The organism is Gammaproteobacteria bacterium (assembly GCA_028817225.1).
GTDB lineage: Bacteria > Pseudomonadota > Gammaproteobacteria > Poriferisulfidales > Oxydemutatoraceae > Oxydemutator.
The window spans coordinates 38,929-51,501 of record JAPPQC010000026.1 but is presented as its reverse complement, the minus strand read 5'-3'; the positions used below and the strand labels follow the sequence as shown (position 1 = coordinate 51,501).

The following is a 12,573-nucleotide window of genomic DNA, read 5'->3' as shown; positions in this document are numbered from 1 at the left end:
ACCGGGGCATTATAATACGCGCCTGCGCGCGTTGCAAGCGCCCCGAACCCCCACCGACAAATGCTGACCGGAATGACACCGCTGTGGCTCGGCCTCGCCGCCGGCATCGGGCTGCTGATGTGGTCCGCCGACCGCATGATGCGCGGCGCGGTCGTCGTCGCCCGCCTGCTGGGCATTTCGGCGGTCGGCATCGGCATCGTCATCGGCTTCGGCACCTCGGCGCCGGAACTGCTGGTGTCGGCGCTGGCGGCGCTCGGCGGCACGCCGCAAATCGCCGTCGGCAACGCCATCGGCTCCAACATCGCCAACATCGGCCTGGTGCTGGGCGCCGTCTCCATCACCCACGCCATCACCGTCAAGGCGCCGGTGATGACGGTCAAGTTCACGATACTGGCCGCCGCCACCGTCACGCTGGGACTGGTGCTGGCCGATTCCGAACTCGGCGTGGACGACGGCGTCATCCTGGTGTCGGCGCTGTTCCTGATTCTCTACCTGCTGGTCAGGACGCTGCCCGCCGCAGCCGAGGAAGCGGTGGAGGAGGATGTGCGGCATCCGGGCGCGGCGCGCGCGTGGGCGTGGTTTGCCGGCGGGCTTGCGGTGCTGCTGCTGGCGTCGCACCTGATCGTCCGCTCCGCCACCGGCATCGCGCACCATTTCGGCGTCAGCGAACTGCTGATTGGCCTGACCATCGTCGCCGTCGGAACCAGCCTGCCGGAACTGGCCGCGACCGTCGCCAGCACCTGGAGAAAACACCACGACATCACCGTCGGCAACATTCTCGGCTCCAACCTTTTCAACAGCCTCGGCGTCGTCGGCATCGCCGCGCTGCTAAGCCCGACGACGCTGCCCGGCAAGGTCTTGCAGCGCGATTTCTTCGCCAGTGTTACACTGACGGTCGCGCTGTTGCTGCTGCTGACGCTGGTTCCGCGGCGCCTGCAACTGGACAGGCTGAAGGGGGCGCTGCTGCTCGGCGGTTTCTGCCTGTATCAGTGGCTGCTCTACCGGCAGGAGGTCGCCGCGCTGCCATGAAATTTGAATTCGAGGAAGTCCGAAAACTCGCCATCGCGGTGCTCGACACCGAGGCCGAGGCCATCCGCGCGCTGCGCGGGCGGATTGACGAGAACTTCCACCGCGCGTGCCGCCTGCTGAACGAATGCGCCGGGCGCATCGTGCTGATGGGCATCGGCAAATCCGGCCACATCGCCAACAAGATCACCTCGACGCTGGCGAGCACCGGCAGCACCGCCTTCTACATTCACCCGGCGGAGGCCGGCCACGGCGACCTCGGCATGATCAGCGGCGACGATGTGATTGTCGTGCTGTCGCACTCCGGCGAGACCGCCGAAATCAACTCGCTGCTGCCGTCGCTGAAAAGGCTGCGCACGCCGCTGATTGTGCTGACCGGCAACTGCGACTCGACCCTCGGCAGGGCCGCCGATGTGTGCCTCGACACCGCCGTCGAGCAGGAGGCCTGCCCGCTGGGGCTGGCGCCGACGGCGAGCACCGCGGCGGCGCTGGCGATGGGCGACGCCCTCGCCATCGCGCTGCTCAGCAACCGCGACTTCACCGCCGAGGACTTCGCGCGCTCGCACCCCGGCGGCCATCTCGGCAAGCGCCTGATTCTGAAAGTCGCCGACCTGATGCGCACCGGCGACGCCATCCCGAGGGTGCCGCCGGGCGCGCAACTGACCGACGCGCTCTACGAAATGTCGCGCAAGGGGCTGGGCATGACGCTGGTCGTGGACGACGCCGGCACCGTGCACGGCCTGTTCACCGACGGCGACCTGCGGCGCGCGCTCGACAACGACACCGACATCATGGGGGCGACGATTGACACGATGATGACGCGCGCCTTCCACTCCGTCGGGCGCGACGACCTCGCCGTCGAGGCGCTGAACCTGATGGAGGCGAAAAAAATCAGTTCAATGCCGGTCTTTGACGACCGCAAGACGCTGGTCGGCGCGCTCAACATGCACGACCTGCTGGGCGCCGGCCTGTGACGGCGCGGCGTCGAAACCGTCAAAGCGGACACCGGTGCCGCCCAGCCCGCAATAGCCGCGCGGATTCTTCGCCAGATACTGCTGGTGGACATCCTCGGCGTAGAAGAACGCCGGCGCCGGCGCGATTTCCGTCGTGATGGCGCCGCGGCCTGCGGCGCTCAGCGCCGCCTGGTAGTGTTCGCGCGAACGCCGCGCCGACTCCAGTTGCTCGCCGCTGCCGCAGAAAATCGCCGAACGGTACTGGCTGCCGATGTCGTTGCCCTGGCGCATCCCCTGCGTCGGGTCGTGCGCCTCCCAGAACACCTTCAGCAATTCCGGCCACGCCGCGCGCGTGCCGCGATAGACGACAAGCACCGCCTCGGCGTGGCCGGTGGCGCCGCCGCAAACCTGCTCGTAGGTCGGATGGTCGGTGTGCCCGCCGGCGTAGCCGACCGCCGTCACATAGACGCCGGGCAAGGTCCAGAAACAGCGCTCGGCGCCCCAGAAACAGCCGAGCGCGAACAGCGCCTGTTCGGCGCCTTCGGGAAACGGCGGCGCCAGCGGCCTGCCGCTGACCCGGTGCAAGGAAGCCGTGTTCATCTTCGTCATGCAGTCTATCACACGGACTTCGCCGTGCGCGGTGCATTGCGCCGCCGCCTGGACTATAATCAGCGGTTATGCAAAAACCCGACCTGACACCGGCGAAAACCGTGCCGGCGGTTTTGGCGCTGCTGCTGTTCCCGGCGGCCTTCGGCAGTTTATTCTACGCCACCGGCGCCGCGGTCATCTACGGCATCGCCGCCGGCGTCGCCGCCGGGGCGCTGCCGCTGGCGGCGCTGGCGCTGCAAAACCGCCTGGCCATCTACAAGACGCTGGAATGGACGACGCTGCTGTCGCTGATACTGATCAGCGCCGTCGTCGCCTACCAGATTTTCATTCCGCTGATCGGCAAGCACAGCGCGCTGCTGGAACGCTCGCTGCCGCTGCTGGCGGTGACGATGGCGCTCTATGTGTTCTATATCCTGATGAGCCGCCTGTCCGCCGACGAGCACACGCAAAGCGTCACCGGCAAACTGGAGGCGGCGCTGTCCGGGCCGCCGCTGCTGCTGACGCTGTCCGCCGCGGTGGTGCTGTCCACCGGCATTCTGGTCGCGGTGCACAACCTCGCGGCGGCGCGCCCCGACCTGGCGTTTTTCACCGGCAAGTTTCTCGACCGCGGCCCGATTCCGCCGCTGACCATCCTGCTGTTCAGCTGGGGCCTGGTGATGCTGCTCGGCAAGGGCTATGTGCTGTGGCGCGAACAGCGCCTGCTGTCGAAGCCGGCGCGCTCGCTGCTGATACGCGCCTACCGCCAGACCATGTACGAAAACGCCAACACGACGCCGGAGATCTACCTCGACCTGATTTGGAAGAAATCGGGCGACTTCTACATCCTGCCGCGCTACCTCAACTGGGCCATCCCGATACTCGGCTTCATCGGCACCGTGTTCGGCATCTCGCTCGCCTCCGACGGCATCCAGCAGATCATCAGCAACCAGCACGGCCTCGCGCAGTTGTCGAACGAACTCGGCAAGGCCATCTCGCCGCTCGGCATCGCCTTTGACACGACGCTGATCGCGCTGTCGCTCAGCATCGTCCTGACGCTGCTCCAGACCATGCTGCAACGCTGGGAAAACAACCTGCTGACGATTTACGAGAACCGCATCCTCAACCTGAACGACTGACGCCGATGCGACAACGAGGCCACCGCGACAGCCTGCGCGACCAGGAAAAGAACAACGCGCCCTCGGTCGAGATTTTCGGCGGCGTGTTCGCGCTGCTGCTGGTGCTGTTCCTGCTGATCAACACCTTCTCGCAGGCGTCGCTGCAGGAGCGCCTGTCGGACATCAACGAAGGCGGCGCCTACAAGGTGGACTGGGGCACGCGCGGCTCCGGCCATGTCGTCATCGCCTTTCCCGGCGAACTGCGAATCGCCGAGACCTCCGAGACCGTGCGCAAGGGCGCCATCTGCGCCGGGAACAGCCCGTTCACGCGCTACGCGCGCCGCATCTACCAGGCGCGCGACCGCCAAATCGTCTTCACCATCCTTGAAAACAGCGTCGCGACGATGGCCGAGGCGCGCAACTGCATGATGCAGATCATGCCCGGCAAAAACCTGACCATCGGCTGGATCATCGCCGACAGGGAACTGCTGAAATCGGTCTCGCTCGACGACATCCCCCCCTACATTGACGAGGTCGTCCGCGAGCGGGCGCAATGAGCAGCCGCGCACAGCCGCGTCTTTTCCCGGGTTTCGCCGGCATCGCGCTGGCCGACATCCTCGCCAACAGCGTCGCCATCATCATCATCCTGATTGTGATCACGATTGCGACCAAGCACGCGCAGGAGCAGGAGCGCCTGGCCGAGGTCGAGGACATCTCGGTGCTGCTCAGCCGCGACCTGGCGACATCGGTGGTCATGAACGGCCTGCCGACCTCGGCGCCGGCGCGGCTGCACGACTACCACAACTCGCCGCTTGACCGCGTGCTCGACTTCCGGGTCATGCCGATCATTGAACTCCACACCGACTTCGTGCGCGACTATTACAGCAAGCGCGTGTTCCGGCGCGACGAACTGCTGAAACAGAACAACGCCTTCGACCATTTCCTCGCGGCGATGACGCCGCAGCAGAAGGCGCGGATTCGCGTGGACATCTACGATGTGCGGATGTTCTACATCACGATGTCCATCCTGCGCCAGCACCACGGGCGGCTGCCCGGGCACTGGCACTTCATCGGCTACGAAGACGGCGCGCCGGTGCCCGGCGCCGATTGGGCCGCGGCGGGCGGCGAACCGGCGGACGGGGCCGATGAGGAGAAGCCGCCCGCCGAACCCGGCGAGGGCCGGGCCGACGACGGCCCGCGCCACGGCGGCAAGGCGTGGCAGGCGTTTCCGCAGGACACCGACCTGTCCGGCGACGCCGCGAGCGAGCCGTACCCGTTCGACGACCTCGCGTGGGATGCCGAAACGCCGCCGTCCGACCTGCCCGGCGACGGGCGCGCCGAGCAAAGCGAACTGTCGCGCCGCAGCGACGCGATGTTCAACGCGCTGTCGCAACTGATGGGACAGGCCATGAACCCGGGCGCGCAGCAGGGGCAGGCGCCGTCGGTCATCCGCTTCCGCACGGCGGTGCCGTCGGCGAGCAAGTCGGCGGACAGGAAAAACAGCGAAATCGTCGAGACCTCGCGCGGCGGCGGCGAAAACCGGATTGACTACACCCGGCTGCTGGCCGCGCTGTTCGGTTTCATGGAAAAGGCGCAAAACGACGCCGACAGCGGCCGCTACCTGACGCTGGAACGGTTTGACTTCCGCCGCGATGTGCTGACCCCGGCGGCGGCGACGCAACTGCCGCGCGACCCGGCGCAACTGGCGCTGCTGAAACAACTCGGCGAGCAGGTGCAAACCGTCTCCGCGGGCCGGCCTTTGCGCGTGTCGCAGCAAACGGCGCCCGGCCTCGCCGACAACCAACTGGCGCTGGAACGCAACCGCCCGCTGAAAAAGGCGGAACTCGCCGGCAACGAACGCCAGGAAGCCCTCGCCTTCCTGCCCGGCGAGGCCGAGGTCACCAGCCGCCTCGGACTGTACCCGGCGATTTACCGCGGCCTGCAAACGCCGCTGAAACAGGGAACCCTGGTGCTGATGCCGCCGGCGCAGCGCGAGCCGCGCGCCTGGCGCTGGCGCGTCGCGACCTTCGTCAGCCCGGAAAGGGACGACTACCTGATCGCGTTCGTCTATGCGGCGCTTGACGGCGACGGGCGCCTGCGGCTGGCGACCGACGAAAACGGCATTCGCGTCAACGAAGTGTCGTGGATGACCTACCGCCCGCCGGTGCGCCACCGCAAGGAGCGCGAGATGTTCCTCGCCAGCGGCATCGCCGCGCTGCTGCTGGTGCTGGGGCTTTTACGCAGATTCGGACGGCTGCCGTTCACGCAATGAAGCGCGTTTTTTCGGCGTTGCTGAACACCGCGCTGGCGCTTTTCGTGCTCGCGATCGCCGTCGCCAGTTACTACAAACTGCGCGTCACCTTCCACGACTTCGACACCGTCGCCGTGCGCGGCGGCGACGGCAATGCCGGCGGCGGCGACACGCAGGGCCGGCGACTCGACCGCATTCTGCTGTCCAACCTCCGCGCCTTCGAGTACATCCGCTCGTTCGACCACCTGCTGGCCGGGAAGCCGTTCACGCACAACCAGAGCACCCTCTGGGCCGACCGCTGCGAGGTGCGCCAGGAGAATTTCTACAAGTTCTCAAAATGGCAGGCGCTGCACCGCCCGCCGGGCATCGCCGCGCCCGGCCAGCCCGGCGGCTGGAGCTACGACAGCGCCAGCCGCGACCACAAGATCAGCGGGCGTCTCGCGGCGCCGGCCAACGGCGTCAGTTATTACGACGCCCACGCCTACTGCCGCGCCGCCGGAGGCCGCCTGCCGACGCGCCGCGAATGGATGGCGCTCGCCGGCGGCGTCGAGGCGCGGCTCTACCCGTGGGGCGGCGCCTTCAACGCCTCCGGCTGGCCGCACCTCGACGCGCGCCTCAACGCGGCGCAGCGGTGCGGCGTGCACCCCGGCCTCGACACGCCGCAGGGGCTGCACGACCTCGGCGGCAATGTGTCCGAATGGGCGCAGGGAACGCGCGACGACCCGCGCCCGAGCCTGCACGGCGGCAATGCCTTCAACCGCCCGTATGAAATCTACAGCCTGAACGCGCTCTACCGCCACGCGCCGCCGGCCTACCGCTCGCCCTATGTCGGTTTTCGCTGCGTCTATGAGCGGGCGCCGCAAAGACCGCCGTGGTCGCAGCAAGACACGCCAATCGCGCGGATTGCGCCGGGCGCCTACCCGCTCGGCCTGCCGCAGGACGCGAGAATTCCGGGGCTGCTGGCGGCGCTGTCGCGCCGGCATCTTGAAGTCATCGAGAAACTGTTCGACCGCGACCGCCGGCAACAGACCTTCCGCATTCTGCGCCACGAGGTGACGCGCGCCCAGTACCGCCGTTTTCTGCAAGACCCGATCGCGCAACTCGGCTTCTACGCCAACGAGAACGAACCGAAAGACCACGACTACCGCCCGCCGCCGTGGCCGGAGACGGACGACGACCGCCTGCCCGCGACCGGCATTGACTGGTGGTCGGCCTATGCGTTCGCAAGATGGGCCGGCGGGCGCCTGCCGAGCGCCGCCGAATGGACCGCGGCGGCGTCGTCCAACGGGCGCTACGCCTATCCGTGGGGCGCCTTTTACGAGAAAGGCCGCGCCGCCACCGCCGAGAACCCGGCGACCGCGCCGCTGCCGGCGCTGGAAAACCGCGGCGATGTCACGCCGCACGGCGCCATCCTGAACATGGGCGGCAATGTCTCCGAGTGGACCCGCAGCATCGGCGTCTCCGGCAACGGCTACGCGGTCGTCGTCAAGGGCGGCAACTTCTCGCTGCCGGGCAAAGAAACCGCGCGCATCGACTTCGAGAACCGCGTGCCGGCATCGTTCCACTCGCCGCGCATCGGCTTTCGCATCGTCCTCGACGGCGAATCGTAGGCGCCGGTCAGCGGTTCGCCTGGCCGAGATACTCCAGCCAGCGCGTCGCGTCGGTGCGCGTTGTTTTAAAGCCCAGGCAGTACGAGAATTCGGCCTCGGCCTCGGCGGTGCGGTCAAGTTTCGCCAGCACGATGCCGTTCAGCAGGCGCGCGCCGGGTTCGTCGGCGAGACCGCCGCGCCGGAGAGCGGCGGCCAGCGAGCGGTGCGCGCGCGGCCAGTCCTCGTCTTCCACGCGCAGCCGCGCCAGCCGCAAAAACAATTCGCCGGTGTCGGACAATTGCGCCGCCTTTTGCAGCGGCGCCACCGCGCGCGCGTGTTCGCGGGCGTTGCTCCACGCCGACGCGAGCAATGCCCAATGCGCCGCCTTGCCGGCGACGACGCCGTCGTCAAGGCCGCGCTGCAACAGGTGCGCGGCCTTGTGCGGGAAGTCGTGGTAGAGATACAGCCGCGCCAGTTGCAGCACATCGCGGCCTTGCGCCAGCACGCCGCGGCTGTGGCCGAGTTCGCCGACGACCAGCGCCTGCTTGTCGTCGCCCAGTTCCATCCACACCGCCGTCAGTTGGCGCCAGTACACCGCCTTGTCCGGGAAACGCCGGATCATTTCCTGCAGCAGTTCGCGCGCGCGGCGCCAGCGTTCCAGCCGCAGGTTCAGCCCGGAAACCAGCGCATAATGCCCCTCCGCAGGCGACGGATGGCCGCGCAGGCCCTGCTCGGCCCATTCCAGCGCCTCGGCGTCGCGTTCAAGATAGTGCAGCGCCGAGGCCATCGAGAAGTAACTTTCCGGCGGCGGCTCGGCGTCGCCGTCAAACAGCGGTTTCAGCAACGCAAGCGCGTCGCCGGCGCGGTCCAGCGCAAGGTAAATCTGCGCGGTGTTGTAGCGCAACTGGCCGGCGAACGCTTCCGGCAGGCCGTCGGCGGCGAGCGCCGTCTCGAAATGCGACGCCGCTTTGGGGTAATCACCGCGCGCCGACGCGAAGGCGCCGAGTTGCTGCTCGACCGCCGCGCGTTCGTAGGGGTTCAGCGAACCGCGCGCCGCCAGCCGCTCCAGTGCCGCGCGGGCGGCGTCGTGCTGGCCGTCTTCGGCCTGCGCGGCGGCGGCGGCGACGGCGTCGTACACCTTCTGCGACAGCAGCCAGGCGGCCTGCGCCGGCGCCGCGCACAAGGCGGCGGCGAGCAGCGCGGCGGGACAGCGGCGCGCAAACGGCCTCATCGTTCCAGTTGAAACTCGATGACGACGCGAACCCCGTCGCGGCGCACCGGGCGCCCGTCCTGCACCGGCGGGCGGTAGCGCCACCGCGAAACCGCGCGCAGCGCGGCGCGGTCGAACACCGCCGGCGGCTCCGACTCGACGACGCGCGGCGCGACGACGCCTCCGTCGGCGGCGATCGTGAATTCAATCTCGACCCAGCCCTCGATGCCGCGGCTCGACGCCCGCAGCGGATACACCGGGCTGACCCGCACCAGCGGCGTGCCGCCGTCGCCGACGGCGAAACCCGACAGGTCGGTGCGGATGTCGAGCGCACGCGCGAGGCTCGCGTCCAGGCCGGGCAGCGCGGCGGCGGGCTTGTTGACGGTGAACTTGCGTATCGTCGGCGGCAGCGGCTCGGTCTTGTCAGGCTCCGGCGGCGGCGGGCGGCGGTCGGGCACCGTCTGTTCGTCGCGCTCGACGCGGATGAAGTCCACCAGCAGCGGCGGCGGCGTCTCCAGTTCGCTCAGCGCGTCGGTGCCAACCAGCCGCGACATCAGCAGAAACAACCCGTAGGTGACCGCCGCCGCCGCCAGCAGACTGCCCAGCAGGCGCGCGGCGGCGGCGTCATTCATCGTTGCGCGCGGCGATGGCGATTTTCTCGACGCCGGCCAGCCGCACCTGGTCGAGCACCTCGACCAGCACGCCGTTGTTCGACATGCGGTCGGCGAGGATGACGACCGAACCCTGCGGGTTTTGCAGGTGCAGTCTCTCAATGTTGGCGCGCACCGCGCGGATATCCACAGTGCGCTTGTCTATCCAGACGCCGCCGCCGGCGTCTATCGCGACCAGGATCGAGGCGTGTTCCTGGCGCACGGCGGACTCCGCGGTCGGGCGCGACACCTCGACGCCGGCCTCCTTGACGAACGACGCGGTCACGATGAAGAAAATCAGCAGGATGAAAACGACATCCAGCATCGGCGTCAGGTTGATGTCCGCCTCCTCCTCGCCGGGCCGCCGCGACAGGGATCGCTGTCTCATGCGCGGCCCCTCATGCGGCGGCGCCCCGGTGAAAGTGTTCCTCGAGCCGCCCGAGCATGCGCTTTTCGCGGTGGCGCAGATGCACCGAAAAATAAAAGCCGGACAGCGCCGCGACCATGCCGGCCATCGTCGGAATCGTCGCCCTGGAAACGCCCGACGCGATGGTGCGGGCGTCGCTTGAGCCGGTCGAGGCGAGCGCGTCGAAGACCTCGATCATGCCGACCACCGTGCCCAGCAGGCCGAGCAGCAAACTCAGCCGCACCAGCGCGCGAATCAGCGCCAGGCGCCTTTCGTTCTCGACGCGGTACTCGGACAGCCAGCAGCGGCGAACGGCGCGCCGCCGCCACGCCGGCGCATCCACAAGTTGGCGCCACATCGCCGCGTAGCGCCGCATCGCGCGCGGCGACCAGGTCGCGAAATACCAGTAGCGCTCGGCAATCAGAAACCACATCACGAAAGTGACGAGCATGACGGCGAACAGCACGGGGCCGCCCAGCGCCAGAAAATCCTGCACCGGCCAGACCAGCGTGTGCAGCGCCGGCATCACGCCCCCCCGGCGGCGCCGCGGCGCGCGTGCAGCGCGACGATGCCGGCGCTTTGCTCCTCGAGAATCTGACGGATTTCACGGCTGCGCGCGGCGGCGAAGGTGTGCAGCAGCAGCAGCGGCACCGCGACCATCAGCCCCAGCGCCGTCGTCACCAGCGCCTGGCTGATGCCGCCGGCCATCGTGCGCGGGTCGCCGGTGCCGAACAGCGTGATTGCCTGGAAAGTCTCGATCATGCCGACGACGGTGCCGAGCAGCCCCAGCAGCGGCGCAATCGCGGCCAGCACCTTGAGGGCGCCGAGGCCGCGTTCAAGCGGCGGCATTTCGCGGATGACGGCGTCGTGCAGGCTCAGTTCAAGGCTTTCCACATCGGCGCCGTCGTGCTCGCGCGAAACCCCGAGCACGCGGCCCAGCGGATTGGCCGGCGACGGTTCGGGCGCGTCCTTCTGCCGGCGCACGCCGCCGACCGCGCGCGTCAGCGACACGATGCGCTCCGCCGCCAGCAGCAGGCCGGCGAGGCCGAGCGCCAGAATCAGGTAGGCGATCCAGCCGCCCTGGCCGATGCGCTCAACCAGCGTCGGCGCCTGGACCAGCGTCGCCAGAATGGCGCCGCGCGACGGGTCCACCGGCGCCGCGACAAAGCCCGAATCGGCGCCGGCTTGCGAGACGGTCTCGGCGGCGGCCAGATAACGCGACGCCGGCTGGCGGGCGAGGTCGGCGAGGCCGCGGCTGTCGGGCAGGTATTTCAGGAAGCGCCCCTGCGAGATCGCGGTGAACGGGCCGATGCCCGTCACCTCGCGGCGCTCGCGGCGCCCGTCGGACAGGATGACATCGGCCTCAAAGCGGTGGCTGCCGCCCTGCAGCGTCATGATTTCGGTCATCAGATACCACAGGTCTTCAAGGCCGGCGAGGTCGGGCAGGCCGTCCTGGCGCATCAGGCGCGCGAGTTGGTCGTCGGCGCCGGGCAGCAGCAGCGTCATGAACGATTCCGCCAAAGTCGCGCGGATGTCGGCGACGCTGCGCACGACCACCGCCGACAGTTCCTCCAGATCGCCGGCGCGCTGGCGGTGCAACTGCCGCAGTTCAAGCAGTTTCTCCTCGTTGTCGTTGAAGCGCGCCTCCAGCGCCGCGCTTTCCTTCATCAATTGGTCAAGACGCCGCTGCGCCGCGGCCAGCGCCTGCGCCTGCTGGTCCCTGTCGCCGGCGAAGCGGCTCTCGCGTTGGCGGCGCTGTGCAAGGTCTTCGCGGTAATCGCCGCGGATTTTCTCCAGCAGTTGCTTGAACGACGACGCCGGCGGCGGTGTTTGCTGCGCGGGTTGCTGCGCGGGTTGCTGTGCAGAAACCGGCGCGCACAACATCCACGCCAGCATCAGCGCCGCGAGGTATTGCTTCATTGCGCCGCCTCTCCGTCGCGCACGGCCTCATCGCGTGCGCCCTCATCGCGCGCGTCTGCGGCCCGCACCGGCAGCACCAGCAGGCCGGGCGACACCGTCTCGCGCGCCATGCGCAGGCCGCGGCGGACCGCCGGGCGGTATTCGTCGCCGAGCGGACGCCACGACTTTGCGGCGGAATCCCAGACACCGAGCCGCCCGCCGTCCAGCGTCTGATAGACAAGGATATTCCTGCCGACGCGAAGGAAATCCACGACTTGGCCGCCGCCGCCTTCCGGCGCGCCCAGTTCGCCGCGCCGCGCCTCGATGGTGCGCCCGTAATCGGCCTCAATGCCGTAGGCTTCCAGAATGCGGCGGAATTTCTCCGACGCCGACAGGCCGGACTTCGGCAGCATCGCCTTCAGCCGCTCCACGCGCGCGCCGCGCTCGCCGGGCAGAAACGGCACATCCAACCGGACAAACTCGTCCAGCGCGCCGACCATTCTTTCGGCCAGCGGCAGAATCTCGCGCTCCATGTCGCGCGCGCGCGCGATGCCGTCGCGGTAGCGCTCGATGGCGCCCTGCTGGTCGTCAATCAGCGCGCGCAGTTGGCGCAGGTAGGTTTCAAGGGACTCGACCCTGGCGAGCAGCGCCCGCCGCTCCTCGCGCAGGCGGCGCGTCTCGTCGTCAATCCGGTTGATGGCGCGCTGCGAGGCGGCGCCCTTCTCGACCCCGTCGCGGACGAGGTCCGATGCTTCATCAAGGGGGTCGGCGGAAACCGCAACGGCTCCGAGAACCGCGGCGCACAACCACACCGGCCACAACAAAAATGCCGAATACCGCATGGTCACAAACCGCCATGATACCGCATCTCAAAAAAACAATGGGA

General features: G+C 68.5%; 12 protein-coding genes and 1 pseudogene. 6 read left to right on the top strand and 7 right to left on the bottom strand.

The features are described 5' to 3' along the window. Positions 1-60: 60 nt before the first annotated feature. Positions 61-1,029: a calcium/sodium antiporter gene (locus OXU50_03485; GenBank protein MDD9868945.1), complete on the top strand. Its 969-nt coding sequence runs from the start codon at positions 61-63 to the stop codon at positions 1,027-1,029. Beyond that, the gene (locus OXU50_03480) at positions 1,026-2,000 is read left to right on the top strand and encodes a KpsF/GutQ family sugar-phosphate isomerase (protein ID MDD9868944.1); all 975 of its coding nucleotides are present in this window, start codon (positions 1,026-1,028) and stop codon (positions 1,998-2,000) included. Before OXU50_03485 ends, OXU50_03480 begins: the two co-directional genes overlap by 4 nt. Here the strand turns inward: OXU50_03480 and msrA are convergent. Next, a pseudogene (gene msrA / locus OXU50_03475) lies at positions 1,923-2,567 on the bottom strand (peptide-methionine (S)-S-oxide reductase MsrA). The gene OXU50_03480 and the pseudogene msrA overlap by 78 nt on opposite strands. 122 nt (positions 2,568-2,689) lie before the next feature. Here msrA and OXU50_03470 point away from each other — a divergent pair. Genes OXU50_03470 through OXU50_03455 form a run of 4 tightly spaced genes read left to right on the top strand, consistent with a single transcriptional unit; the run spans position 2,690 to position 7,543 of the window. Then, the gene (locus OXU50_03470; protein ID MDD9868943.1) at positions 2,690-3,703 is read left to right on the top strand and encodes a MotA/TolQ/ExbB proton channel family protein; all 1,014 of its coding nucleotides are present in this window, start codon (positions 2,690-2,692) and stop codon (positions 3,701-3,703) included. A 5-nt stretch (positions 3,704-3,708) separates the two neighbouring features. After that, positions 3,709-4,239, top strand: a complete 531-nt coding sequence (locus tag OXU50_03465; protein ID MDD9868942.1) for a hypothetical protein — start codon at positions 3,709-3,711, stop codon at positions 4,237-4,239. Continuing rightward, positions 4,236-5,954 (top strand): hypothetical protein, encoded by a 1,719-nt coding sequence (locus OXU50_03460; protein ID MDD9868941.1) that lies wholly within the window; start codon positions 4,236-4,238, stop codon positions 5,952-5,954. The genes OXU50_03465 and OXU50_03460 overlap by 4 nt, the downstream gene beginning before the upstream one ends. Beyond that, positions 5,951-7,543 carry an SUMF1/EgtB/PvdO family nonheme iron enzyme gene (locus tag OXU50_03455; protein MDD9868940.1) on the top strand — a complete coding sequence of 531 codons (1,593 nt, stop codon included), beginning with the start codon at positions 5,951-5,953 and terminating at the stop codon, positions 7,541-7,543. The genes OXU50_03460 and OXU50_03455 overlap by 4 nt, the downstream gene beginning before the upstream one ends. A 7-nt stretch (positions 7,544-7,550) precedes the next feature. On the opposite strand, the gene OXU50_03450 is transcribed toward OXU50_03455, so the two are convergent. Genes OXU50_03450 through OXU50_03425 form a run of 6 tightly spaced genes read right to left on the bottom strand, consistent with a single transcriptional unit; the run spans position 7,551 to position 12,529 of the window. Further along, positions 7,551-8,753, bottom strand: coding sequence for a hypothetical protein (locus OXU50_03450; GenBank protein ID MDD9868939.1), 1,203 nt, complete (start codon positions 8,751-8,753; stop codon positions 7,551-7,553). After that, positions 8,750-9,364: a TonB family protein gene (locus tag OXU50_03445; protein MDD9868938.1), complete on the bottom strand. Its 615-nt coding sequence runs from the start codon at positions 9,362-9,364 to the stop codon at positions 8,750-8,752. The genes OXU50_03450 and OXU50_03445 overlap by 4 nt, the downstream gene beginning before the upstream one ends. Continuing rightward, positions 9,357-9,770 carry a biopolymer transporter ExbD gene (locus OXU50_03440; GenBank protein MDD9868937.1) on the bottom strand — a complete coding sequence of 138 codons (414 nt, stop codon included), beginning with the start codon at positions 9,768-9,770 and terminating at the stop codon, positions 9,357-9,359. Before OXU50_03440 ends, OXU50_03445 begins: the two co-directional genes overlap by 8 nt. Before the next feature lie 10 nt (positions 9,771-9,780). Next, the gene (locus OXU50_03435; GenBank protein ID MDD9868936.1) at positions 9,781-10,314 is read right to left on the bottom strand and encodes a MotA/TolQ/ExbB proton channel family protein; all 534 of its coding nucleotides are present in this window, start codon (positions 10,312-10,314) and stop codon (positions 9,781-9,783) included. Continuing rightward, a complete protein-coding gene (locus tag OXU50_03430; protein MDD9868935.1) occupies positions 10,314-11,708 on the bottom strand; it encodes a MotA/TolQ/ExbB proton channel family protein in 1,395 nt (464 codons plus the stop codon). Before OXU50_03430 ends, OXU50_03435 begins: the two co-directional genes overlap by 1 nt. Further along, positions 11,705-12,529 carry a DUF3450 domain-containing protein gene (locus OXU50_03425; protein MDD9868934.1) on the bottom strand — a complete coding sequence of 275 codons (825 nt, stop codon included), beginning with the start codon at positions 12,527-12,529 and terminating at the stop codon, positions 11,705-11,707. Before OXU50_03425 ends, OXU50_03430 begins: the two co-directional genes overlap by 4 nt. Positions 12,530-12,573 lie beyond the last annotated feature (44 nt).

Coding starts and splice junctions, on each gene's coding strand:
- OXU50_03480 (MDD9868944.1), top strand. CDS start 1,026: ATGAAATTTGAATTCGAGGAAGTCCGAAAACTCGCCATCGCGGTGCTC.
- OXU50_03435 (MDD9868936.1), bottom strand. CDS start 10,314: ATGCCGGCGCTGCACACGCTGGTCTGGCCGGTGCAGGATTTTCTGGCG.
- OXU50_03465 (MDD9868942.1), top strand. CDS start 3,709: ATGCGACAACGAGGCCACCGCGACAGCCTGCGCGACCAGGAAAAGAAC.
- OXU50_03455 (MDD9868940.1), top strand. CDS start 5,951: ATGAAGCGCGTTTTTTCGGCGTTGCTGAACACCGCGCTGGCGCTTTTC.
- OXU50_03440 (MDD9868937.1), bottom strand. CDS start 9,770: ATGAGACAGCGATCCCTGTCGCGGCGGCCCGGCGAGGAGGAGGCGGAC.
- OXU50_03445 (MDD9868938.1), bottom strand. CDS start 9,364: ATGAATGACGCCGCCGCCGCGCGCCTGCTGGGCAGTCTGCTGGCGGCG.
- OXU50_03485 (MDD9868945.1), top strand. CDS start 61: ATGCTGACCGGAATGACACCGCTGTGGCTCGGCCTCGCCGCCGGCATC.
- OXU50_03460 (MDD9868941.1), top strand. CDS start 4,236: ATGAGCAGCCGCGCACAGCCGCGTCTTTTCCCGGGTTTCGCCGGCATC.
- OXU50_03430 (MDD9868935.1), bottom strand. CDS start 11,708: ATGAAGCAATACCTCGCGGCGCTGATGCTGGCGTGGATGTTGTGCGCG.
- OXU50_03425 (MDD9868934.1), bottom strand. CDS start 12,529: ATGCGGTATTCGGCATTTTTGTTGTGGCCGGTGTGGTTGTGCGCCGCG.
- OXU50_03450 (MDD9868939.1), bottom strand. CDS start 8,753: ATGAGGCCGTTTGCGCGCCGCTGTCCCGCCGCGCTGCTCGCCGCCGCC.